Source organism: Rhodocyclaceae bacterium (genome assembly GCA_020248265.1).
Lineage (GTDB): Bacteria > Pseudomonadota > Gammaproteobacteria > Burkholderiales > CAIKXV01 > CAIKXV01.
Genome location: JADCHX010000022.1, coordinates 95,358 through 117,749, shown reverse-complemented (window position 1 = coordinate 117,749; position 22,392 = coordinate 95,358). Strand labels below are relative to the sequence as shown.

General features: G+C 67.7%; 20 protein-coding genes and 1 tRNA gene. 9 read left to right on the top strand and 12 right to left on the bottom strand.

Features of this window, described 5'->3' with window-relative positions:
- Positions 1-2: 2 nt before the first annotated feature.
- Positions 3-1,172, bottom strand: a complete 1,170-nt coding sequence (locus ING98_18200) for a prolyl oligopeptidase family serine peptidase (GenBank protein MCA3103805.1) — start codon at positions 1,170-1,172, stop codon at positions 3-5.
- A 722-nt stretch (positions 1,173-1,894) separates the two neighbouring features.
- Here ING98_18200 and serA point away from each other — a divergent pair.
- Entirely contained in the window at positions 1,895-3,127 is a 1,233-nt protein-coding gene (gene serA, locus ING98_18195) for a phosphoglycerate dehydrogenase (GenBank protein ID MCA3103804.1), read from the top strand.
- Positions 3,128-3,133: 6 nt separating this feature from the next.
- Here serA and ING98_18190 read toward each other — a convergent pair whose 3' ends face one another.
- A complete protein-coding gene (locus ING98_18190) occupies positions 3,134-4,060 on the bottom strand; it encodes a LysR family transcriptional regulator (GenBank protein ID MCA3103803.1) in 927 nt (308 codons plus the stop codon).
- Between the two features lie 84 nt (positions 4,061-4,144).
- Between ING98_18190 and ING98_18185 the strand changes: the two genes are divergently transcribed.
- The 3 genes from ING98_18185 (at position 4,145) to pdxH (ending at position 5,732) form a co-directional block, all read left to right on the top strand.
- Positions 4,145-4,591 (top strand): response regulator, encoded by a 447-nt coding sequence (locus tag ING98_18185; GenBank protein ID MCA3103802.1) that lies wholly within the window; start codon positions 4,145-4,147, stop codon positions 4,589-4,591.
- A gap of 19 nt (positions 4,592-4,610) precedes the next feature.
- A tRNA-Pro gene (locus tag ING98_18180) sits at positions 4,611-4,687 on the top strand.
- Positions 4,688-5,078: 391 nt separating this feature from the next.
- Positions 5,079-5,732, top strand: coding sequence for a pyridoxamine 5'-phosphate oxidase (gene pdxH / locus ING98_18175; protein ID MCA3103801.1), 654 nt, complete (start codon positions 5,079-5,081; stop codon positions 5,730-5,732).
- Between the two features lie 73 nt (positions 5,733-5,805).
- Here pdxH and ING98_18170 read toward each other — a convergent pair whose 3' ends face one another.
- Positions 5,806-6,486: an RraA family protein gene (locus ING98_18170; protein MCA3103800.1), complete on the bottom strand. Its 681-nt coding sequence runs from the start codon at positions 6,484-6,486 to the stop codon at positions 5,806-5,808.
- Between the two features lie 232 nt (positions 6,487-6,718).
- Here ING98_18170 and surE point away from each other — a divergent pair, with 232 nt between their 5' ends.
- The 4 genes from surE to ING98_18150 all read left to right on the top strand — a co-directional run bounded on the left by surE (position 6,719) and on the right by ING98_18150 (position 10,993).
- Complete coding sequence (surE, locus tag ING98_18165) at positions 6,719-7,462, top strand: 5'/3'-nucleotidase SurE (protein ID MCA3103799.1); 744 nt, start codon at positions 6,719-6,721, stop codon at positions 7,460-7,462.
- Positions 7,463-7,636: 174 nt separating this feature from the next.
- The gene (locus ING98_18160; protein MCA3103798.1) at positions 7,637-8,275 is read left to right on the top strand and encodes a protein-L-isoaspartate(D-aspartate) O-methyltransferase; all 639 of its coding nucleotides are present in this window, start codon (positions 7,637-7,639) and stop codon (positions 8,273-8,275) included.
- Positions 8,272-9,279 carry a peptidoglycan DD-metalloendopeptidase family protein gene (locus tag ING98_18155; GenBank protein ID MCA3103797.1) on the top strand — a complete coding sequence of 336 codons (1,008 nt, stop codon included), beginning with the start codon at positions 8,272-8,274 and terminating at the stop codon, positions 9,277-9,279. Before ING98_18160 ends, ING98_18155 begins: the two co-directional genes overlap by 4 nt.
- Positions 9,280-9,304: 25 nt before the next feature.
- Positions 9,305-10,993, top strand: a complete 1,689-nt coding sequence (locus tag ING98_18150) for a hypothetical protein (protein MCA3103796.1) — start codon at positions 9,305-9,307, stop codon at positions 10,991-10,993.
- Positions 10,994-11,017: 24 nt separating this feature from the next.
- On the opposite strand, the gene ING98_18145 is transcribed toward ING98_18150, so the two are convergent.
- The 4 genes from ING98_18145 to ING98_18130 are packed head-to-tail and all read right to left on the bottom strand — an operon-like array spanning position 11,018 to position 15,947.
- A complete protein-coding gene (locus ING98_18145; GenBank protein MCA3103795.1) occupies positions 11,018-11,770 on the bottom strand; it encodes a hypothetical protein in 753 nt (250 codons plus the stop codon).
- Between the two features lie 55 nt (positions 11,771-11,825).
- The gene (locus tag ING98_18140; protein ID MCA3103794.1) at positions 11,826-13,982 is read right to left on the bottom strand and encodes a DUF3488 domain-containing protein; all 2,157 of its coding nucleotides are present in this window, start codon (positions 13,980-13,982) and stop codon (positions 11,826-11,828) included.
- Complete coding sequence (locus ING98_18135) at positions 13,979-14,977, bottom strand: DUF58 domain-containing protein (protein MCA3103793.1); 999 nt, start codon at positions 14,975-14,977, stop codon at positions 13,979-13,981. Before ING98_18135 ends, ING98_18140 begins: the two co-directional genes overlap by 4 nt.
- Before the next feature lie 37 nt (positions 14,978-15,014).
- On the bottom strand, positions 15,015-15,947 hold the full coding sequence (locus ING98_18130) for a MoxR family ATPase (protein MCA3103792.1): 933 nt from the start codon (positions 15,945-15,947) through the stop codon (positions 15,015-15,017).
- Positions 15,948-16,090: 143 nt separating this feature from the next.
- On the opposite strand from ING98_18130, the gene ING98_18125 reads away from it, so the two are divergent.
- Positions 16,091-17,026 (top strand): histone deacetylase family protein, encoded by a 936-nt coding sequence (locus ING98_18125; GenBank protein ID MCA3103791.1) that lies wholly within the window; start codon positions 16,091-16,093, stop codon positions 17,024-17,026.
- A 64-nt stretch (positions 17,027-17,090) separates the two neighbouring features.
- Here ING98_18125 and ING98_18120 read toward each other — a convergent pair whose 3' ends face one another.
- The 5 genes from ING98_18120 to ING98_18100 form a co-directional block, all read right to left on the bottom strand.
- Positions 17,091-17,468 (bottom strand): Mth938-like domain-containing protein, encoded by a 378-nt coding sequence (locus ING98_18120; GenBank protein MCA3103790.1) that lies wholly within the window; start codon positions 17,466-17,468, stop codon positions 17,091-17,093.
- Complete coding sequence (locus ING98_18115) at positions 17,465-18,562, bottom strand: mandelate racemase/muconate lactonizing enzyme family protein (protein ID MCA3103789.1); 1,098 nt, start codon at positions 18,560-18,562, stop codon at positions 17,465-17,467. Before ING98_18115 ends, ING98_18120 begins: the two co-directional genes overlap by 4 nt.
- 97 nt (positions 18,563-18,659) lie before the next feature.
- Positions 18,660-19,658, bottom strand: a complete 999-nt coding sequence (locus ING98_18110) for a tripartite tricarboxylate transporter substrate binding protein (GenBank protein MCA3103788.1) — start codon at positions 19,656-19,658, stop codon at positions 18,660-18,662.
- A 65-nt stretch (positions 19,659-19,723) separates the two neighbouring features.
- Complete coding sequence (locus tag ING98_18105) at positions 19,724-21,115, bottom strand: MmgE/PrpD family protein (protein MCA3103787.1); 1,392 nt, start codon at positions 21,113-21,115, stop codon at positions 19,724-19,726.
- A 75-nt stretch (positions 21,116-21,190) separates the two neighbouring features.
- A complete protein-coding gene (locus ING98_18100) occupies positions 21,191-22,387 on the bottom strand; it encodes a CoA transferase (GenBank protein ID MCA3103786.1) in 1,197 nt (398 codons plus the stop codon).
- Positions 22,388-22,392 lie beyond the last annotated feature (5 nt).

Below are 22,392 nucleotides of genomic sequence, written 5' to 3'. Positions count from 1 at the left end.
GCTCAGGTGCCGCCTGGAAATGCGCCGAGCTTTTCCGCTGCCCAGTCTGCCATCCAGTCGACTACCAGCGGCGTGTTGTCCGCGCCGCAGTGCTCGGCGCCGCCGTCCGCCAGCCGGAAGATCTTCAGTTCGCGGCCGACGCTGTTCACCGCTTCGTCGTAGGTCCGCTGGGCATGCCAGAGCGGTACCTGCCGGTCGTTCTCGCCGTGGACAACCAGCAGCGGGCAGGTGATCCGGCCGGCCACGCCCTCCAGGGTCATCTGGCGAACGACCTTCAGCGACTCCTCGATGGTGTCGCATCCGAACACCCAGTTGATGTGTTCAGCATAGCCTGGTACCGAGGGCTCGCCACGCCCGCCGATGCGGTCCGACACGGTCTTGCCGTAATCGAAGATCGCGCCCCATGCGACGGCGCACTTGAATCGTTTCTCGAACGCCGCCGCACGCGGCGCGTAGTAGCCGCCGAGCGAGATCGCCATGATTCCGATGCGCGAGGCGTCGACGTCGGCGCGCGTCTCCAGGTAATCGACGCAGGCGCCAGCCGGCTTCTCGGTGTCCGGGCCGCTCGGCAGGCCCTGCAGCCGCAGGGCCTCGCCCGCGCCGGGATGGTCGACGATCAGCATCGAGAGGCCACGCCGACGGAACTCGTCGGCCGTCGCCGCGTAGATGATTTCCTTGGTCACGTCGAGGCCGTCGAAATGCACCATGCACGGATGCGGCCCGGGACCCGGCGCCTTCGAGAAAAGCGCCTTCAGGCGATGTTCGCCGAACGGAACTTCGACATGCTCGACCGGCTCGCGCCGCAGCTCTAGCCCGCGCCGATAGGTCTGGATACCGCGCCTGAACGCGTCGATCCGTCGCGGGTCGCGATGGCTCGGCATCCGTTCGGCGAGCAGGAAGTAGATCCCGGCGCGCAGGTACTTCCGACCGGCGGAGATGGTGCGGCCGAGCGCCTCGTCAGCCTCGCCCTGGCGGCGCACGCGTTCGGCCACCTTCATCCAGCTCTCGAACCAGGCGCGCTGCTGGGCCTGGTCCCCCTGGAGTGCCTTGGTTCCGGCCACCTCGCGCAGCGGACGGCAGGCCTCGTCGATCTCGGAAACCTGGCCGCCGCGGTTCAGCGCAGACATGACCGCGAGGCTCCAAGTGTAATTGTTCGGAAAGTATTCGAACATGACGTCTCCGCTCCGGTGTGTGCGCGGCAGAGGTTACACCGCCGGTGCGTCGATCGTCCTGCGCCTGGGCGGGATGTTCGCCGCAGCGCGCCGTGCGCAGCCTCCCTTCGCGCGACGCATGCAGGAAGTCCGCGCCAGGTTCGCCGTGGACGCTGCGTTACCGCCAGAGCCGGCGGGCTCGCCCGTGGCGGTGGGCACGACCTGAACAGGGCGTCGCTTCGACGTCCGGGCGAGCCCTCAGCGCCCCACCATGGGCAGGATGACCTCGACCAGCCGGGCCGGCGGTATCGGCCGTACGAGGAGCAGATCGAATCCGGCTTTCAGGACTGCGCGTCGCGCATTGGCGTCCGCCTGTGCCGACAAGATGGCCGCTGGCAATCGAGGCATCGCGCTCCAGGAAGGGATTGGCGGCGAGGGTGTCCTCGCCAGTTGCTGGCCCGTTCGTGCCTGCAGGTCTGCTCTCATGGTCAAGGCTTGCCGGAAGTGGTGACCCATCAACCTTCCGCAAGGCGCGTGCCACCTGCGCAAGAGGCCGTGCGATCGAGTGCAAGCAACTTAATGCATTTGCCTTTGCGCTGCGCGTGCGCGGGGTGCGCAACGATATCGTCGTCCGACCTGCGTCGAATTGAGGTACGCCGGACAGGCGCCGCGGCTGCCGACCATTCCGCAGCCGCGGTAGACTCCGTCCCCGCGGTGTACGCCGCACGCCCCGGAGCCACCTGATGACCGCGCCCGCCCCGCTGGAAAAGAAGAACATCCAGTTCCTGCTGCTGGAAAACATCCATCCGAACGCGATCGAGATCCTGTCCGCAAACGGCTACAGCGGTGTCGTGCAGCATCCGAAGTCCCTGGGGGAAGACGCGCTGATCGAGGCCTTGCAGCAGGTGCATTTCCTCGGCATCCGGTCACAGACGCAGGTCACCGAGCGAGTCCTGCGCAATGCGCCACGGCTGGCGGCCGTCGGCTGCTTCTGCATCGGCACCAACCAGGTCGACGTCGATACCGCCGCCGAGCTGGGCATACCGGTGTTCAACGCGCCCTTCTCCAACACGCGAAGCGTGGCTGAACTCGTGGTCGCGGAGACGATCATGCTCATGCGCAGCATCCCGAAGCGCAATGCGGGGGCGCATCGCGGTGAATGGATCAAGTCTGCCGCCGGCAGCTACGAGGTACGTGGCAAGACGCTCGGTATCGTCGGCTACGGCAACATCGGCAAGCAGGTGGGCATCCTCGCCGAGCATCTCGGCATGCGTGTGTGCTTCTTCGACACGGAAGCGAAACTCCCGCTGGGCAACGCGCGCCAGGTGGCGACGCTCGATGGGCTGCTCGCCGAAAGCGATGTCGTCACTCTTCATGTGCCCGAGACGAGCCAGACCCTCAACATGATCGGCGCCGCGCAACTGGCGGCGATGCGCAAGGGAAGCCATCTGATCAATGCCTCGCGCGGTACCGTGGTGGACATCGATGCGCTGGCGGTTGCGCTCGACAGTGGCCATCTGGGCGGCGCCGCCCTCGATGTGTTTCCGGTCGAGCCGAAGGGCAACGACGACCGTTTCGTATCGCCGCTCACGCGCTTCGACAACGTCATTCTCACCCCCCATATCGGCGGCTCCACCTCGGAGGCCCAGGCCAACATCGGCATCGAGGTGACCGACAAGCTGGTGCGCTACAGCGATAATGGCTCCACGTTGACGGCGGTCAACTTCCCCGAGGTGACCCTTCCCGAGCATCCGGGGATGTGCCGGCTGCTGCACGTCCACCGGAACGTACCTGGCGTGCTCGCGCGGATCAACGAGCGCTTCGGGGTACGCGGGGTGAACATCAGCGGGCAGTACCTGCAGACCACGCCTGCCATCGGCTACTGCGTGATGGACGTCGAGATCGCAGCGAGCAACGTGGCGCTCGAGGAGTTGCAGGCCATCCCTGGCACCATCCGGTGCCGCTTGCTGCACTGAGCCCCGTCAGGCCAGCATCCGTACGCCGGGCAGTTCGGTTTCGCGCACGGCATTGGCCACCGCATCGATCGCGGCCGTGCGCGCATAGCTGCGCCTGCACGCAATGACGATCCGGCGCATGGGCGCAGGGGCTTGGAATGGACGATAGACGATGAGGTCGTCGCGTCTCGTCTGCGCCGGCAGCGCGCTCGCCGGTATCACGGTGATGCCGAGCCCGGAGGCGACCATCTGGCGGATGGTTTCCAGGGAGGTACCTTCGAACGTTCGACGGATGCCCTCGGCGCTGCTCGAGAAACGAGCCGCCTCGGGGCAGACCTCCAGAACCTGGTCGCGCAGGCAGTGTCCGGCGCCGAGCAGGAGCATGGTTTCCTCCTTCAGACGCGCGGCGTCGATGCGCTTGTGCTTGGCCCACGAGTGGCTTGCCGGCATGGCGACCTGAAAAGGCTCGTCGTACAGGTCGCGCTGGACGAGGCCCGACTCATGGATCGGCAGCGCCACGACGGCGGCGTCGATGTCGCCATGGCGAAGCCGCTCGAGCAGTTCGTGCGTGTAGCCTTCCTCCAGGATCAGCGGCATGCGCGGCGCGCGCCGCACCAGCACCCGGACCAGCAGCGGCAGCAGATAAGGCGCGATCGTGTGGATGGCTGCCAGGCGGAGCGGGCCGGACAGTGGGTCCTTGCCCGAGCGTGCCAGTTCATGGATGACCGTCGCCTGTTCCAGCACGCGCTGCGCCTGGGCGATGATCTGCTCGCCGATCGGGGTGGTGGTGACCTCGCCGGTGCCGCGCTCGAACAGCGGCAGGCCCAGTTCATCCTCCAGCCGCTTGACCGCCACGCTGAGGGTCGGCTGCGATACGAAGCATGCCGCAGCGGCACGAGCGAAGTGGCGCTCGCGGGCGAGTGCGACGATATAGCGCAGTTCGGTCAGGGTCATCGGCAGGCACCGTCCGGCGGGCAAAGTCGTGAGCGTAATCAAGATCAATCAAAAGTAAAACAGGCATAGGTGATGGCTATATAAATGGCTGCAATCCCCGCGAGAAACACCTGCGCGGTTGCGTGTGCGCCCGGACACGCGCAGGGTGCACGGACAGGCGCATTTCCTGCGTCGTCGTGGCTGGTCGAACTCATTCGGAAAATCGTGGACCCTGCGAACGAATCCCTGGATGCGCCTGCGGGCGGCGCTGGCCTCCGCGTGGTCCTCATCGACGACAATGTCGATTCGGTCGATGCGCTGTCGATGCTGCTTGAACTGGAAGGTCACGCCGTGCAGGTCGCCTGCGACGGGGCTGCAGGGCTCGCGTTGATCGAATCGGTCGGGCCCGACGTGGTGCTGTGCGACATCGGACTGCCGGGCCTTGACGGGTTCGAAGCGGCGCGGGCGGCGCGGCGCATGGTTCGCGTCCCGCTGCTGGTAGCCATTTCGGGCTACGCGCAGCCTGGGGATGCCGCCCGGCTTCCGAATTGATTACACTCCGGCCTACCGTCAGGGTGTAGCTCAGCCTGGTAGAGCGCGTGCCTTGGGCGCACGAGGTCGCAGGTTCGAATCCTGTCTCCCTGACCAGCGGTTGAACCCGGCACCGACCGGAAGCCCGCAAGGGTAGGCCCGCGATGACGACGGCCGCCCCCGGAACGGCGCGCGGTCGATCGTTGCCGGTTCCCGCCGGTCGGCCGTCGTTCGGTCGGCGGCGATCGCAATCTCGCACGGCAGGTCGAATTCATCCGAAAGGGGATGCGCTTCGTCATCAGGAACAGTGACATCGCGTTCATCCCCGCGGAGGGTAACCGGGCCACGAGCGAACGGCCCGAGGCCCTGGCACAGCCCTGGGACAGCCCTGGCACAGGGTGCCCCCGGGACAGCCTGAACGCTCACCGGCAGGCGCCATGCGCAAGCGGTACCCGGATCGATACGGACCTGCTCGCCGTACATGCGGTGTTGCGGTATCGTCGCGACCATGGACATAGCCAATCTGCGCAAGGATTACACGAAAGCCAGCCTCGACGCCTCTGACGTCGATGGCGATCCGTTCAGGCAGTTCGATCTCTGGCTCAGGCAGGCCGTCGATGCCGGGGTGCCGGAGCCGACAGCGATGACGCTGGCTACCGTCGATCAGTCCGGACAGCCGTCGGCACGGGTGGTCCTGCTCAAGGGGGCAGATGCCCGCGGCTTCAGTCTGTTCACCAACTACCTGAGCCGAAAGGGGCTTGACCTGGCCGTCAATCCGCGGGCCGCGCTGCTGTTCCACTGGGTCGAACTCGAGCGGCAGGTGCGCATCGAAGGCCGGATAGACCGCTTGCCGGCATCCGAATCCGATGCGTATTTCGCACAGCGTCCGCTCGGGAGCCGGATCGGTGCGTGGGCTTCGCCACAGAGCGAGGTCATCGCCGACCGGAGCGTCCTCGAACAACGCTACGCCGAGGCGGCCGACCGGCACGGCGACCGGCCGGGCCGGCCGGAGCACTGGGGGGGCTATCGGCTCGTGCCGACAGCCTTCGAGTTCTGGCAGGGAAGGCCCAGCCGCTTGCACGATCGGATCCGGTACCGGCGCGACGGTGTAACGGCACCGGACGGCTCGTCGGCCTGGCTGATCGACAGGCTCGCGCCCTAGCCCTCGGAGGCAGAGGTGCCGGCGCGGGCATGTTGCCGCCACGCGACGGCAGTGCCGGCAATGCGGGCACGGATCAGTCGACGCCGCTGCAGCCCCGGTTGCGCAGGGTTTCGTCGACCCAGGTGCGGTCGATCGGCTTGCGCGCGCGGATCGACTTCAGCATTCTGTCTTCCTTGTCGCACCAGGCGCGTGCCGCTGCGAGAAGGGCCGGCGCTTCTTCAGGCCGTAATGCGACCAGTCCATCCTCGTCGCCGATGATGATGTCGTTCGGGTACACGATCATGCCGCCGATCGATACCGGGACATGGATCTCGCCCGGGCCGTTCTTGTACGGGCCGCGATGCGTGGCCGCGCGGGCGTAGACCGGGAAGGTGCCCGCGGCCAGCGCGCCTGCGTCGCGGATCGCTCCGTCGATCACCATGCCTACGGCACCGCGCGCGGCCGCCATCGAAGACATGATCTCTCCGATGATCGCCTGCGCGGTGGCTCCCCCGGCATCGACGACGATCACGTCGCCGGGCTGGGCGATGTCGATCGCCTTGTGCACCATGAGGTTGTCTCCCGCAGGCACGCGCACGGTGAGTGCGACGCCGAGCAACTGGCCCTTCCGGTGCCAGGGGCGCAGTGCCGCGTCGCTGCCGGCGAGCCGGGACATGTTGTCCGACAGGTGTGCGCAGACCACGCCCTTGAACTTCGAGACCAGCGCGCGGGACGGGCGGGACGGGCGGGGATGGATACAGAAGCCGATCGACATGAAGTGACTTTCGGGAAGGTGGCGGGGAATGGGCACCGTGCGATACGCCGCAGTGGCGGTACGGCCGGTGTGGAGCAGCGCGGATGGAAACGTCGCCTTGCACCCGTTCATCGTAGCATCGGCGCGCGAGGCGCTGTCGTCGAGGCCCTGTCATGGGAGCCTTGCGAGGCACCGGTGCCAGCGCAGCTTTGCAGCGCTGGCGGTTATAATCGGCAAACAATCTTGGAGCGCCATGCGCATCCTCCTGAGTAACGATGACGGCTATTTCGCCCCCGGGCTTGCCGCGCTTGCCGATGCAATGCGCGCTGTTGGCGATGTCACCGTGGTCGCGCCCGAGCGCGACCGCAGTGGTGCCAGCAACTCCCTGACTCTCGACCGCCCGCTGCGCGTCCGTCGGTCGCACACCGGCTTTCTTTACGTGGACGGCACACCGACCGATTGCGTGCATCTGGCCGTGACCGGGTTGCTCGAACATCTGCCGGACATCGTCGTGTCCGGCGTGAACGATGGCGCCAACATGGGCGACGACACCATCTACTCCGGTACGGTCGCAGCCGCGACCGAAGGGTTTCTGCTCGGATTGCCTTCGATCGCGGTGTCGATGGTCAGCCGCTCCCAGGGGCATTTCGCCACCGCCGCCCGCGTGGCCGCCGAACTGGTCGAGCGGGTCATGCGCCGTCCGCCGACAGGCCCGATGCTGCTCAACGTGAACGTACCGGACAGGCCATACAAAGCGCTGGCCGGGCTCCAGGTCACCCGGCTGGGCAAGCGGCACAAGGCCCAGCCCGCAATCCCGACCCGAAATCCGCGCGGCGAGACGGTGTACTGGGTGGGCGCGGCCGGCGGCGCCCAGGATGCGGGGGAAGGCACCGATTTCCATGTGGTCGAGCACGGCGGCGTATCGGTGACGCCGCTGCAGATGGACTTGACCTTTTTCGATCAGTTGCCGATGCTCAACGATTGGTTGCGCGACTGAGCGCGGCCTGGATGGCGGTGACAGGAAGACGAGCGATGCAGCGAGCGACGTGGGGCCGGGCGGCGTGATATCTCGGGTGACGAATCGGGGCGCCGCGCCTGCCAGTGGGCCCACTCGAGCGTGGAGCGCCTGCCGATGCCGGTGATCCGCAAACCGCGCGCGAGCGGCGTCGGCATGACCTCCGACCGTACCCGGTTGCGCATGGTGGAACGTCTTCGGTCGGCTGGCATCCAGGACGAAGTGGTGCTGGGTGCCATGGGGGCCGTGCCCCGGCATCTGTTCATCGAAGAGGCGCTCGCCAGCCGCGCGTACGACGATCTCGCGCTGCCGATCGGCTTCAGCCAGACCATTTCGCAGCCGATGACGGTGGCCCGGGTTGCCGAACTGCTGCGCAATGGTGCACCGATGGGGCGCGTGCTCGAGATCGGTGCCGGCAGTGGCTACCAGGCGGCCGTCCTGTCGTACCTGGCGAAGGAGGTGTTCGCCCTCGAGCGCATCGCCGAACTGGCGGCCAAGGCACGCCACCTGCTCGTACGCGAACTCAAGATGGGTAATGTACGGTTGCGCCATGCCGACGGCCTCGGCGGTCTGCCGGAAGCCGCCCCGTTCGACGCAATCGTGATCTCGGCGGCGATTCCGCATATCCCCGACGAGTTGCTGGCCCAACTCGCCCCCGGCGGTCGGCTGGTCCTGCCGAAGGGCAGCGCAGGCGCTGCCCAGCGCCTGTGCCTGATCGAACGTATCGGCAACCGTTTCCGGCCGACCGAGTTCGACCCGGTCCGCTTCGTGCCAGCGCTGCTGGGCAAGGCATGAGCTGCGGCTCGATCCATCGGGCGCTGGTGGTGCTCTCGGTGGTCCTGGCCATCGTCGGCTGCGCGGCGCCCGCGCCTGCGCCGGTGGCGCAGCGGCCACCGCCGCCGGCGGAAGCGTCTGCCCAGCGCGCGCCTTCGGCTACCGCGCCGGCGCGGATCGATACTTCGCCGGGCAGCGCGCCTGTGTCCGAGCGTGACACCAGACCCGAAGTACACGTGGTCCGCAAGGGTGACACCCTCGTGAGCATCTCGCTGGAGTACGGGCTCGATTATCGCGATGTCGCGACCTGGAACCGGATCGAGAACATCAACCTGATCCGGATCGGCCAGACGCTCCGGCTGCGCGCACCGGGCGATGCCGGTCCCAGCGTGCCGGCGGCAGGCGCCGTCGCCCGCCCCGTTGAGGTTCGCCCACGAGGCGGGCTGCCCAAGCCGGTGCCGCTGGCCGATCCGGAAGGCGTGCGTACCGAGCCGCGCGCCCTGCGTCAGCCGTTTTCGGAGCGGGCGCTGGCAGAGGCTATCGCCGCCGGGCGCCGGCCGGGAGAAGCGGCCGTTGCGCGCACCGAGCCGACGGCGGTTACCGGTCCGGAGCCGATCCTTCCACCCCGCCCGGAGGTCGCGGTCGATCCGGTGGCGATCAACTGGGCATGGCCTGCGTCGGGCACCGTGATCGAGCGTTTTTCCGATACCAACCGCGGCATCGATATCGGTGGCAAGGCAGGGCAGCCGATTCTCGCCAGTGCCGATGGCCGCGTGGTATATAGTGGATCTGCCATTCGGGGATATGGCAGGATGTTGATTGTCAAGCATAATGACCTGTACGTCAGCGTTTATGCACACGCTGCCGAGTTGCTGGTCAAGGAAGGTCAGGCGGTCACCCGCGGCCAACGCATCGCAGAAATGGGCAGTACCGATGCCGACCGGGTGAAACTGCATTTCGAAATCCGCCGCATGGGTCGTCCTGTCGACCCGTTGCGGTACCTGTCCGGCGAGGGGGCCTCGTGATCGACACTGGCGAGAGGGTACGGTCATGCTAGAGTGGCTACGACGCAAACGCGACGGTCGCAGGAAGTCGTCCAACCCGCTTGCGAGCGCCGAGTCGCTGCGCGAGATCATCGACGACCTCCCGCGCGCTACGCCAATGAAGTCGCTGCAAGACCTTGCGGATTGGCTCTCGCTGACCGGAGAGTCGGACCTGCGTCCCGCCGATCGGCTCTCTGCCATCCGCACGCTCGATGCGGAGGGCGCGAAGTTCACCTTCGAGGTGATGCTCGATTACCTTTCTGCCGTGCCGACCCATCACACCGCAGAGCAGTTCTGGTTCGCGCTGACCACCTACCACGGCAGCATGTTCGGCGCCTGCCAGAGCGCGCTGCGCGATCTGTTCGACGTCGACCAGCCGATGGCGAACGACAAGTCCGCCGCGACGCTGTTCGCCACGCGCGCGATGGCAGCGATAACCGAGCGCAAGAAGCTGCTCCGGATGCGCTACCGGACAGTCGATGGCGCAATGTGGGCCGATCTGTACGGTACCTACCGTCTCGCCGAGCAACTGGGTATCGCCCGCAAGCCGGTACGCCTGCCCGGCGCGAGCGTCGACACCAGCGTGTATCGCGAATTCCTCGTGGCGGTCTGGTTCGAACTCGCACCGATCGGTAACCTCGATCATCTGCAGATGGAGTACCTCGATCGCGTGGTGCGCGAACTGCTCAGTTTCTTCGCAACGCGCGAAGCGCCGGACGACGATACCCCCTTCGTGGCCGACCTCGCGATGACCAGCCCGCCGCAGCGCTGGAGTCCCGACTCCGCGCGGACCCTGACGCAGCGTTTCTTCGGGCCTGGCCAGGTCTATCCTCAGCTCGTCAGTCTCGTGCGCGAGGCTCGCCGTCTGCGCGCACTGCCTGACTACCTGATCCTGGACCGGGTACAGGGGATTCAGAGCGCGATCAGCCTGCTCGGAAAGCTGGCGGTGAACTGGTCCAGCACGCCGCCTAGGCGTGCGCACGATCGTGCCGCGTTGCGGGAACGGCTCGAGGTCGTCCATGGATACCGCGAGATACGCCGGATGATGGCCGGCGTTGCCTACCTTCGGATGATCGAAGCCTCGTCGGTGGAAGACCTGAGCAAGCAGCAGCGCGAGGAATGGAGCCGCTACGGGTTCGTCGGCGAGCCGCGCGATCCGGAGCAGAGCGCGGCCGAAGAGATCGCGCGTATACGCACGATGATCGAGACGCAGAACCGGCAGGTCATGCTCGAATGGACGCTCTTCGACATTTCCGAGTTCGGCTGCGGTGTGTTCGCGCACGGTCCTGTGCAGTGGCTGCAGGTCGGCCTGCTGCTCGGCCTGCGCCGCCCCGGCGACAACGACTGGACCGCGGGCGTCGTGCGCCGTCTGTCGCGCGACCCTAAAGGGCAGGCGACCGTCGGAATACAGCGATTCCCGGGCTTCGGTCAATGCGGACGCATCGGTGCGCTCGACAGCCGGCAGGTGTCAGTGTTCGAGCGTTCGCTCGATCCGGGAGTATCTGTCTACTACGATGCGATTGCCCTGCTGGAAGACAATTCTGTCCTGGTCGAACCCGGCGTGTACATCGAAAACGCACGCTTCCGGCTGGTCATCGAAGGCAAACGAACCAACATCAAGTTCCTGCAACTGCTTGAAAGCGGCCTTAACTTCGAGCACGTACGTTTCGAGGTCGAGACCGACGCGCCCGGCTGAGCTCGCAGCAAGGCCTCAGCGTTGTCAGGGTGCGGCACGCGAAGCACCCGTATCCCGGCCCGCGAACCATTCGATGCACTTGCGCATCCGGGCTGGCCCTTCGCTGCCGCCGGGGATGTCGCAGATGCCACTGCCAGCATAGCCTGGCGAGACGCCTGCCGTTGGGAATGTCCTTGCCGGCGCCACTTCCGCAGCCGGTCTTTCCCGGAACGACCCAGGCGCACTGTCGGCGGCTGCAGCGGCAGGGGGGGCAGCGGGTATGGCGGGAGCGGGTGCAGCAGTAGGCATTGCCGATCCCGCCACGGGCGCCGGGGCTGGATCCGTGGCGAGATTGTCGGGCAACGGACGTTCATCGATTGCACGCGTGAGGACCTTGATCAGATCGGCCTGTTGCGCAAGCTGGCTCGATTGCGCGTCGATGCGGGCGGCACGGGCCAGCACCTCGGCATCGCGGCTACCGATCATTTTCCAGGCGATACCTCCACTGAGCAGTCCGCCCAGCAGCACTCCCCCGGTCAGCACGCTACCCATGATCCAGTAACGCCGCTCGCCGGGCAGCCGTGCAAGCCAGCCGCCAGCCGCGGCTCTCAGCATGCGGTCGTCACGGTCCACCTCACCGACGACGGGCGTGTCGAACAGCGCCGGAGCGTCGAAGGCATCGACGGTCGGTGCCATGTCCGGCTCACCCGGCCGGTCCACGGCATCGGCGAGTGCACTCTCCGCGTCTTCGGTCGGACCGGACGCGTCTGCGTGGGGTGAAGCACGGTTGTCGGTCATTGCATTGGAGGGTGCCGCCGGCCGAGAACGTGGAATCTCTTAACGGCAGGTCTGTTCAGGTCTTTAGCTGCCGTACCCGGCGCCGCAGGTCGGCGGCCAGCGCCGCGGCTGGCCGGTGCGGATCCGGCGGCTGGTAGCGCAGCCGCACGTAGGCGTCGGCGATCTGCTGCACAGGCTCCGCGAGGTCGGGGCGCATGTCGGCGACACGGCGGGCATAGGCGGTCGGTCCTTCGGAGGGCAAACGTACGAGGCCTGCCCGGGCAAGCTTGCCGCAAAGCCGTTCCCATGCGGCCACCGACGGATCGCGCCTGCCCGGAAGGATGCCGCGCAGCGTCAGCAGCGTGGCCAGCAGGGTCGCCGCAGCGGCTGCGGCGAGCAGCATGACGGACACTGCCTTCCAGTCGGCAGCGTCGATCCCCAGGTTGCGCAGCAACTGCTGCTGGCGTTGCGTGTTGTACGATAGCACCCACTGGTTCCATGCATTGGCGACCGCATCCATCGCGAAGCCTGCCCGTGACAGCATCGGCAGCGAGCCGCGGACCAGCATCGGGAGCGGATCGTCGCTGGCGATGGACGCTGCGATGCCGGACTCGATCCGCAGTGGCGACACGGCGGCCGTCGGATCGATGCGCACCCAGCCGCGCCCCGCCAGCCAAACCTCGCTCCACGCATGCGCCTCGGCCTGCCGTACGACGAGGTAGTTGCCGACCGGATTGACCACGCCGCCCTGGTAGCCGGTGACCACGCGCGCAGGCACGCCCGCTGCGCGCATCAGGAAGGTGAACGCCGAAGCATAGTGTTCGCAGAAGCCACGTCGCGACTCGAACAGGAACTGGTCTACCGTGTGTTCGGAGCCGAGCAGCGGCGGATTGGTCGTGTAGAAGAACGGTTCGTTACGGAACCTGGCGAGCAAGCGCTCGATGACCTGCTGCGGTTCGAGGCCGGCATCGCGCAAACCGGCCGCCAGCGCGAGACTGCGCGGGTTCAGCCCCGCCGGCAGTTGCAGGGCGCGGCGCAGGTTCGCCTCGGTTTCGTTCTCGTTCGCCCGGTAGTCCAGCGCCGCCCGGCCTTCGTATCGGACGCGGGTACGCACCGGAGCGTTTGCGAGCAGGGCGAAGTCGCTGGTTGCACGCGCCTCGGGAGGTAGCGCGCTCGGCATGTCGAGGGCCAGCAGCCAGCGTTCGAAATGCGGCTCCAGCGTGACCGTATAGGCGATCGGCTCGGAGATCGCCCGCACGACCGGTGCTGCGGTCGGCCCGGGCGACGCGCTGCCCGGGCTCCAGGTACGCCCGTCGAACTGCCAGAAAACCGGGCCGCGCCAGTACAGGTCGGCGGTGCGCGGCACGGCACCCGCGAATTCGACCCGGAACGCGACATCGGCCGAGGCCGATAACTGGCTGAAACTGCCGGGGCTCATCGAATCCGATAGCCCGGTGACGCTCTGGCCGCTGTCGCGCGGCAGGCCCCAGAGAGGGCCGGGCAGCCGCGGAAAGAATACGAACAGCACCACCATCAGCGGTATGGACTGCGCGAGCAGTTGCGCGGCGAGCGCCGTCGTCTGCCGCAACGCAGGCTGGCGCTGGTGGAATCCGATCATCGTCGCGGTCACCATCACGACGGCGACCAGCATCAGCAGTGCGGTAGGCAGGGTCTGCGAATAGAGAAAATTCGTGATCACCAGGAAACAGGCGAGGAACGCCAGCACGGTGGCATCGCGCCTGGATTTCAGTTCGAGCAACTTCAGCGCGATCATCACCGACAGCAGCGCGACGCCCGGTTCACGCCCGAACAGGGTGCCATACTGCAGGAAGATACCTGCACTGGCTGCGCTGACCATCGCGACCAGCAGCGCACGCGGCGGTGGCTGCAGCCGCCGCCGCATCACGGCGATGCGCCAGCCGACGAACAGGGCGACCAGCAGGGTCAGCCAAGGTGGCAGCCGCCAGGCGTGCGGTGCGAGTACTACGGCAAGCGACGCGAGCAGCATCCAGTTGCTGTGCAGCGACACCGGCAGCACCGCGTCGTGCTGGCGCGCCCCGATGGAGCGACGGCCGATCACGAAGGCGCGCCAGAAGGCCAGGGCGCTGCCGAGGATCAGTAGTGCGTGGGGCGCATCGGCGAGCAGCGGTGCTGCGACCAGCGGCACGATCACCGCACACCACAGCGCCTCGCGCAGCCAGGGGGACTGCGGCGAGGCCGTCGCAGCGGTCACCGGTGACTCCCGTGCAGCGCGAGCGCCTCAAGCGCGGCTTCGCGCTGTGCCTCGCCGCTGGCTGGCGCCAGGACCCGGCCGGGCAGCCGAAGTCCGAACGTCATGCCGGCGGCGTCCGCGTCGATCACCCAGCGGGCCAGCCTCGACAGCCTGCCTTCCTCGCCCAGCGATGCCGGCGTGTCGTTCCAGTCGAACCATGCGCGGGCGCCAGCATCTGCCACGAACCGCTTGGTGAGCAGACCCTGGCCACGCGCCACTGCCTTCCAGGCGATGCGCTGCGGAGCATCGCCGGGTTTCCAACGGCGCAGGCCTTCGAAGTCGTCCTGGCCGTCCGCCAAGCCGGTGCGCTGCCCGTCTTCGCCCGCGCCGCCGGCGGGCAGCGGCGCGGCCACGGCTTCAGGACGCGGATAAACGACTGCGGCGCGGTCCGGCTCGACATATGACCAGGCATAGAACAGGCCCAGCGGATGCCTCGTGAAGACAGTCAGTCGCCCCGGGAACAGACGGCCGCGAGAGGGTGCCGGGATGCGCAGCGTGCATACCCCTGCGCCCGATCCGGGACAATCGGTCGACTGTACTGAGCCTGCCGGGTGCGCGATCGCGACCGAGTATCGAGGCAGCCGGCGCGGGTTGACGAACGTGGCATCGAAGCGCGCGATGTCGCCGGCGAATGCGCGTCCGGCAGGGGTGATCGACACCTCCAGTCCGACGAGGTTGCGGAACGCGTGCACCATCGACACGACGGCCATCGAGGCGAGGAGGAAGGTGAGCACGAAGCCCAGGCTGAGGGCGTAGTTGATCGATCCGCCCAGCATCACGAGCAGGACGAGCGCGAAGAACAGGCCGTAGCGCGTGGGCAGCAGGAAGATCCTGCGCTGGGTCAGGCGGACCGGCGCGGGCTCGCGGCCGCGGCGATTGAACAGCCAGTCCGACAACCTCCGCCAGGGCCGGCCGCTACTGCTGGCGGCCGCTGGCGCCGCGTCTGTCGCGTTCATCGGTGCAGGTTCCGTCGCTGGCCGGGCACGCCAGGCTTCAGGGCACGGCGACTTCGGCCATCAGCCGTTCAGCCAGTTCCTGCCCGGAGACTGCGCCGGCGAGCACCTGTGCATGCAGGCGATGGCCGGCGACTGACGGCAGGATCGCCTGTACGTCCTCTGGTTCGACATGGTTGCGGCCGTCGATCAGTGCCCAGGCCCGCGCACCGTTGAGCAGCGCAAGGCCGGCGCGCGGTGACAGTCCGCCAGCGAGATCGGCAGCGCGCCGGGTATGCGCAAGCAGGGCTTGCACGTAGTCGATGAGTGCATCGGCCACGAATACGCTGCGCACCCGGGCTTGCAGCGATACCAGTCCTGCGACGTCAATGCACGCAGGCAGGTCATCGATCATCGCGCGCCGTTCGGCACCGGCCAGCAGCGCGCGTTCGGCCTCGGCATCGGGATATCCGAGCCGGATGCGCATCAGGAACCGGTCGAGCTGCGATTCCGGCAGGTCGAAGGTGCCGATCTGGTGGGACGGATTCTGGGTAGCGATCACGAAGAACGGTTCGGGCAGCCGACGCGTGGCACCTTCGATCGTCACCTGATGTTCCTCCATCGCTTCGAGCAGCGCGCTCTGCGTCTTCGGCGTGGCCCGGTTGATTTCGTCGGCCAGGATCAGCTGGGCGAAGATCGGGCCGGGATGGAAGGCGAACGTCTTCGCGTTCATGTCGAACACCGACACGCCGAGGATGTCGTTCGGCAGCAGGTCGCTGGTGAACTGGATGCGGTGAAAGTCAAGGCCCAGAGATTTCGCGATTGCATGTGCGAGCGTGGTCTTGCCGACGCCGGGTACGTCCTCGATCAGCAGGTGGCCGCGCGCGAGCAGGCAGGCTATCGCCAGCCGGACCTGCGATCGCTTGCCGAGGATGACGGTACCCACCTGGTCGATGACCCGGTGGATGGCGGGGAGGAGGGAGGCGTCGTTCATGGCTTAGGCATTTACGGCAAGGCGTACCCCATCTTGACCGAGGCACGAACGCAGGGACGCGGGAACGCGGGAACGCGGGAGCGTCATCGTCTACCGACGCGGTAGACTAACCGTTCCTGCCCCATCGAACGCTGGCGACTCCCATGACCACCGTCTGGCTGACCCATCCCGGCTGCCTTCTGCACGACATGGGTGATGGCCACCCCGAGTGTCCCGACCGTCTGTCGGCGATCGAAGACCGGCTTGCGCGCGATCCTGAGCTGTGTGCGTTGCTGCGCCGAGAGATTGCGCCGGCAGCCACGCGCGAACAGATCGAGCGCGCCCACGATTCGCGGCTGGTCGACGCGATCGAGCGCGCGTCGCCGGCCACCGGCCTGCGCCAGATCGACCCCGATACCGCGATGAATCCGTACACGCTCGAGGCGATCCGGCATGCCGCGGGTGCGGCAGTCCGGGCGACCGACCTCGTGGCCACCGGCGAGGTGGACAACGCGTTCTGTGCGGTGCGCCCGCCGGGTCACCATGCCGAGCGTGCGCGTGCGATGGGTTTCTGCCTGTTCAACAACGTGTCGATCGGGGCGTTGCATGCGCTCGAGGCACAGGGCTTCGACCGTGTCGCGGTGGTCGATTTCGACGTGCACCACGGCAACGGTACCGAGGACATCTTCCGTGACGATCCGCGCGTGATGATGGTCTCGACCTTCCAGCATCCGCTGTATCCGTACAGCGGCATCGACGGTCGTTCCGAGCGCATGGTCAACGTGCCGTTGCCGGCGCATTCTGACGGCCGTGCGTTCCGGGCCGCCGTCGAGCAGGCGTGGATCCCCGCGCTCGAACGGTTCGCCCCCGACATGCTGTTCATCTCGGCGGGCTTCGACGCCCACCGCGACGACCGGCTTGCCTCGCTGGCCCTGTTGGAGGACGACTACGACTGGGTCACCGCGCGCCTGATGGAGGTCGCCGACCGCCTGTGTGCCGGGCGGATCGTCTCGGTGCTCGAGGGTGGCTACAGCCTTCCGGCATTGTCGCGCAGCGTCCTCGCGCATGTACGGCGCCTGGCAGGCGTTGCCGCCGGCTGACGTTGCGCGCCGGTTCGGGCGGCGGGACCCATCCCGGTGGCGGCGGCCGGAGGCCGGACCGGGGTCAGGCGGGATCGAACAGCAGCGCGGCCAGCACGCGGCGGCCTTCGCCGCCCAGGATGTTGTAGGTGCGGCAGGCCGCTGGCGTATCCATCACCTCGATGCCCACCCGTGCCGACGCGAGGCACCGGGTCAGCGCCGGGGAGGGGAAGCGTAGTCGCCGGCCGGTGCCGAGCAGCACCAGTTCGGGTTCGTGCGCAAGCAGTGCTTCGAAGTGCGCAGCCTGCAGCGACGGGAAGTCGAGGACGCTCCAGGGGAGCGGTCCGACGTCGGGTCCGACCAGCAGCGGCGAATCATGGCGTACGCCGTTGACGAGTACGTGATCCGGACCGTGGCCGGTGATCGTGTTGAGCCCGGCGGTATCGGCGAGATGGAACTTCATCGCCGACCCTGATCGCCGAGTGCGGACAGCACCGCGAACAGCTTCGATTTTGCTTCGAAGCCCACGCCGGGGACGTCCGGCAGGCGGACATGGCCGTCCTCGACCGGGATACCGTCGGCAAAGCCGCCGAACGGCTGGAACACGCCGGGATAGGACTCGTTGCCGCCGAGGCCGAGACCGGCCGCGATGTTCAGCGACATCTGGTGGCCGCCGTGCGGGATGCAGCGGCGCGGCGACCAGCCATGCTCGCGCAGCATGGTGAGCGTGCGCAGGTATTCGACGAGGCCGTACGAAAGGGCACAGTCGAACTGCAGCCAGTCGCGGTCGGCACGCATGCCGCCGTAGCGGACCAGGTTGCGCGCGTCCTGCATCGAGAACAGGTTTTCCCCGGTGGCCATCGGATGGGGATAGTGTTCCGCCAGCGCCGCCTGCAGCGCGTAGTCGAGCGGGTCCCCGGCCTCCTCGTACCAGAACAGGCCGTACGGGGCGAGCGCCTTCGCATAGGCCACCGCGGTGGCGAGGTCGAAGCGTCCGTTGGCGTCGACCGCAAGCCGGTCGCCGCTGCCGACCACCGCGAGGACTGCCTCGATCCGCCGCAGGTCCTCGGAGAGGTCGTCGCCGATCTTCATCTTGACCACCGAATAGCCGAGGTCGAGGTAACCGCGCATCTCGTCCTGCAGGGCCCCGAGGTCCTTGCCCGGATGGTAGTAGCCGCCCGCCGCATACACGAACACGCGTGGATCGGCCTCGCCGCCCCGGTACCGGTCGGCCAGCAGCCGCCACAACGGCTTGCGCTCGATCTTCGCGACCGCATCCCACAGGGCCATGTCGAGCACGCCCATCGCCACCGAACGCTCGCCATGGCCACCGGGCTTTTCATTGGCGAACATGCATGCCCACGCCTTGTGCGGGTCGAGGTTGTCGCCGGTATCGTCGAGCAGCGAGGCCGGGGTGGCCTCCAGCAGGCGCGGGATGAAGCGCTCGCGCAACAGGCCCTGCTGTGCATAGCGGCCGTTGGAATTGAAACCGTAGCCGATCACCGGGTGCCCGTCGCGGATCACGTCGGTGACCACCGCGACGATGCTCGCATCCATCCTGGTGAAGTCGATGTAGGCGTTGCGGATCGCCGAGGCGATCGGGGCGGTGCCCTGGTGGATGGCGACGATCTTCGGCACGGCGGGCTCCGGTGGGCTACTCGACGCGGGCGCCGGACAGCTTGATCAGGCGTGCATAGCGTTCGATCTCGCGCGGGATCAGGGCGGCGAAGTCGTCAACGGACATCGCCATCGGCTCGAGCCCCTGTTGCAGGAACTGGTCGCGCACGTCGGGGGTGGTCAGCACCTTCGCAAGCGCGCGGTTGACCTGGTCGACGATCGGCCTCGGCAGCCGCGCCGGCCCCCACATGCCCATCCAGGGGCTCATCTCGTAGCCGGGCAGGCCGGACTCCGAGACGGTCGGGATGTCGGGCAGCATCGGCAGGCGCCGGGCGGAGGTGGTCGCCACCGCGCGCAGCTTGCCCGCCTTGACCTGGCCCATCACCGACGGCACGGTCGCGAGCATCAGAGGCACTTCGCCGCCGAGCAGGCCTGCGAGGGCGGGGCCGCCACCCTTGTAGGGCACGTGCTCGAGTTCGACCTTGGCCATCGAGGAGAACAGCGTCATCGACAGGTGCGGCGCGCTGCCGTTGCCGGCCGAGCCGTAGAGCACCTGTTTCGGCTTCGCGCGCGCGAGGGCAATGAGGTCCTTCACCGAACGGATGGGGAAGGAAGGATGCACGACCAGCAGCGTCGGCTGCGTCGACACCATGCCGATCGGGGTGAAGTCGCGCACCGTGTCGTACGAGAGCTTCGGATAGAGCGCTGCGTTCGACAGATGCGTGACCGAGTGGAGCATCAGCGTGTATCCGTCCGGCTCGGCGCGGGCGACCACGTCGGCACCCACGGTGCCGGCCGCGCCGCCACGGTTCTCGATGGTCACCTGCTGGCCGAGTGCCTCGGACAGCCGGGGCGCGACGATACGCCCCGCGACGTCGTTCGAGCCGCCTGGCGGCCACGGAATCAGCATGCGCACCGGCTTCACCGGCCATGCCTGCTGGGCCAGCGCGGCCGGCGACCGCGCGGCGAGCGGCCCGACAATGACCACCATCGCGGCCAGGACCACCATGCTCGGCAGCCGGTTCATATCGTTCATCGAAGGGATCTCCCGGGAAAGTCGGTCAGACAGGTGCCGCGCGTCAGCATGGCAGCGCATGCCGGTCAGGCGAGCCAGTCGCGGACGCCGGCTTCATCGTGCAGTCGCCAGCAGCGCGAGATCACCGTACGCATCTCCTCGGGCGAGGCACCGTCGGCATAGGCTGCGAGGCGCAGGGCCTTGTCCTCGAGCTCCGGGCGCGACAGCGTGTTGCCGGGATCGCCCTTCGGCGTATCGATCCGCTGCTCGAAGTGCCGCCCGTCGGTGGTCGTCACTTCGACCCGACCCAGCCAGCGCTTTGGATACGCGGCGTCGACCTCGGGGTCGAGCACCATCGTGACCCGCTCCAGGAACGAGCGCACCTTCGCGTCGCGCAGCGCCGGGTCGGTGAACTCGCCCAGGCCGGCGCGCCCGTGCAGGGCGATCTGGGCGAGCACGAAGCCCATCGAGAACTTCGACTGGTGGATCGAGCGCGGATCGGTCACCGGGCCGAGCACGTCGATCGCGCCCTGGTGCACGTGGCAGCGCACCGACGCGATCGCATCGGCGGGCAGTGCGTGCGACTGCATCAGCTCGAGCAGCGCATCGGCCGCCGGATGGGTATGGCGGCACGATGCATGGAACTTGAACGAGGTTTCGGCGAGCGCCCAGCGCTCGCCGAGCCGATCGACGAGGAAAGCGGGGTCGGCGTCGGTCGACATGCCGGCCGCCATCCCGGTCGGGCCCTCGAGGATGCGGCGCGCGCCGGTGAAGCCGTCACGGGCCAGCCAGGCCGCAGTCAGGCCATTGGAAGCCGCCTTGGCGGTGTGCAGCTGCTTGGAGTCGGCTGCATCGCGCAGGAACTCCCACAGACCGGCGGCCTGCGTGCCGGCCGACCCCAGCGCATGCTGCATCTGGTCGGCGTCGAGCTTCAGCAGGTGTCCGACTGCCGCGGCGGCCGCCAGCGTTCCCGCGGTGCCGGTGGTGTGGAACACGCGGTAGTGCGAACGACCGAGGAACTCGCCGACGCGGATGCCGCATTCGTATCCTGCGACGCAGGCGGCGATGAAGTCACGGCCCGAGGCGCCGATCGCCTGCGCGGTCGCCAGAGCGGCCGGGAACACCACGGTCGCTGGATGCAGCACCGAGCTGTTGTGCAGGTCGTCCTGCTCGACGACGTGCGAAGCTGCCGCGTTGACCATCGCCGCGAACAGGGGTGAGGAGAACGTGCGGTTGGTCAGCACCTGCGCCCCGGTCGCAGAGCCTGCACCGGCCGGCCCCATCGTTGCCGCGAAAGATTCCAGGATCGTCACCGGGCGCGCCGTACGCCCGGCGATCGTGCACGCCAACCAGTCGAGGAACAGGTCTTCACAGCGCGCGACCACGGCTGCCGGGATCTGCTCGTAGCGCAGCGAAGCCAGGAATGCAGAGAGTACGGCAGTCTCACCTGCCGCCGGTGGGGTGGACGGGTTGGTCATCTTCGGTTGCTCCTCCAGTGTGCCGGCCCGGTATGCGATCCGATGCATCCGGGGATAGTCCGGCCGATGCCGCGCTCAGGCAGCGCAGGACGCGTGCAGCGAACGGATGGATTCCGCGCTGTAGCCGAGTTCGGAAAGGATCCGGTCGGTATGCTCGGCCAGCGTCGGCACCGGCGCCATCGCCGCCTCGAAATCGTCGAACGAGGCCGGCGGCAGGACGGCGCGCATGGTGCCGCCGGGATGCTCGACCTCGCGCCAGCGCTCGCGCGCCGTCAGCTGCGGGTGGTCCCACACATCGGCGGGGGTGTTCAGGCGTCCGTTGGCGATACCCGCCGCGTCGAGCCGGGCGACCAGTTCCGCCGCGGTGATCTGCGAGAACACGGACTGGAAGATCGCCATCATCTCGGTACGCCGCTCGGTGCGTCTGGTGTTGCTGTCGTAGCGGTCGTCGCGTGCAAGTTCCGGGCGATCGAGCACCTTGTCGCAGAACACGGCCCACTCGCGCTCGTTCTGCAGGCCGAGCATCACGCTGCGGCCGTCGGCGCAGTCGAACTTGCCGTACGGAACGATCGTCGCGTGGTCGGGCCCGCTGCGCCGCGGTGCATTGCCGGAGTAGTGGGTGTAGTACACCGGGTGGCTGTTCCACTCGACCAGGCAGTCGAACATCGGCACTTCGATGTGCGCACCGCAGCCGTCGCGCTCGCGCCGATAGAGCGCTGCGAGGATCGCCGAATAGGCATGCATGCCGGTGGCGATGTCGGCGATCGACACGCCGACCTTGCACGGGGTGTCGGCGGTGCCGGTGACCGAGAGCACGCCGGATTCGCTCTGGATCAGCAGGTCGTAGGCCTTCTTGTCGGCATACGGGCCGGTTGCGCCGTATCCCGAGATATCGCAGGTGATCAGCCGGGGATGTTTCGCGCGCAGCGCTGCCGCACCGAAGCCCAGCCGTTCGACCGCGCCCGGTGCCAGGTTCTGGATGAACACGTCGGCCCGCTCCACCAGCCGGTGCAGCGCCTCGCGTGCGGCCTCCTGCTTGAGGTCGAGCGACAGCGATTCCTTGTTGCGGTTGAGCCAGACGAAATAGGCCGACTGTCCGTCGACCGCCTTGTCGTAGCCGCGTGCGAAATCGCCGCCGTCGGGCCGTTCGACCTTGATCACGCGTGCGCCCAGGTCACCGAGCTGGCGCGCGGCGAACGGCGCTGCGACGGCCTGCTCGACCGACACGACGGTGATGCCTGCGAGTGGCCGGCGTTGCACGGAAGTGTTCATCGCGG

What these genes read in the sequence shown, in the direction of transcription:
- ING98_18200 (MCA3103805.1), bottom strand. Translation starts at nt 1,172, where the DNA reads ATGTTCGAATACTTTCCGAACAATTACACTTGGAGCCTCGCGGTCATG.
- serA (MCA3103804.1), top strand. Translation starts at nt 1,895, where the DNA reads ATGACCGCGCCCGCCCCGCTGGAAAAGAAGAACATCCAGTTCCTGCTG.
- ING98_18190 (MCA3103803.1), bottom strand. Translation starts at nt 4,060, where the DNA reads ATGACCCTGACCGAACTGCGCTATATCGTCGCACTCGCCCGCGAGCGC.
- ING98_18185 (MCA3103802.1), top strand. Translation starts at nt 4,145, where the DNA reads ATGGCTGCAATCCCCGCGAGAAACACCTGCGCGGTTGCGTGTGCGCCC.
- pdxH (MCA3103801.1), top strand. Translation starts at nt 5,079, where the DNA reads ATGGACATAGCCAATCTGCGCAAGGATTACACGAAAGCCAGCCTCGAC.
- ING98_18170 (MCA3103800.1), bottom strand. Translation starts at nt 6,486, where the DNA reads ATGTCGATCGGCTTCTGTATCCATCCCCGCCCGTCCCGCCCGTCCCGC.
- surE (MCA3103799.1), top strand. Translation starts at nt 6,719, where the DNA reads ATGCGCATCCTCCTGAGTAACGATGACGGCTATTTCGCCCCCGGGCTT.
- ING98_18160 (MCA3103798.1), top strand. Translation starts at nt 7,637, where the DNA reads ATGACCTCCGACCGTACCCGGTTGCGCATGGTGGAACGTCTTCGGTCG.
- ING98_18155 (MCA3103797.1), top strand. Translation starts at nt 8,272, where the DNA reads ATGAGCTGCGGCTCGATCCATCGGGCGCTGGTGGTGCTCTCGGTGGTC.
- ING98_18150 (MCA3103796.1), top strand. Translation starts at nt 9,305, where the DNA reads ATGCTAGAGTGGCTACGACGCAAACGCGACGGTCGCAGGAAGTCGTCC.
- ING98_18145 (MCA3103795.1), bottom strand. Translation starts at nt 11,770, where the DNA reads ATGACCGACAACCGTGCTTCACCCCACGCAGACGCGTCCGGTCCGACC.
- ING98_18135 (MCA3103793.1), bottom strand. Translation starts at nt 14,977, where the DNA reads ATGAACGCGACAGACGCGGCGCCAGCGGCCGCCAGCAGTAGCGGCCGG.
- ING98_18130 (MCA3103792.1), bottom strand. Translation starts at nt 15,947, where the DNA reads ATGAACGACGCCTCCCTCCTCCCCGCCATCCACCGGGTCATCGACCAG.
- ING98_18125 (MCA3103791.1), top strand. Translation starts at nt 16,091, where the DNA reads ATGACCACCGTCTGGCTGACCCATCCCGGCTGCCTTCTGCACGACATG.
- ING98_18120 (MCA3103790.1), bottom strand. Translation starts at nt 17,468, where the DNA reads ATGAAGTTCCATCTCGCCGATACCGCCGGGCTCAACACGATCACCGGC.
- ING98_18115 (MCA3103789.1), bottom strand. Translation starts at nt 18,562, where the DNA reads ATGGATGCGAGCATCGTCGCGGTGGTCACCGACGTGATCCGCGACGGG.
- ING98_18110 (MCA3103788.1), bottom strand. Translation starts at nt 19,658, where the DNA reads ATGAACGATATGAACCGGCTGCCGAGCATGGTGGTCCTGGCCGCGATG.
- ING98_18105 (MCA3103787.1), bottom strand. Translation starts at nt 21,115, where the DNA reads ATGACCAACCCGTCCACCCCACCGGCGGCAGGTGAGACTGCCGTACTC.
- ING98_18100 (MCA3103786.1), bottom strand. Translation starts at nt 22,387, where the DNA reads ATGAACACTTCCGTGCAACGCCGGCCACTCGCAGGCATCACCGTCGTG.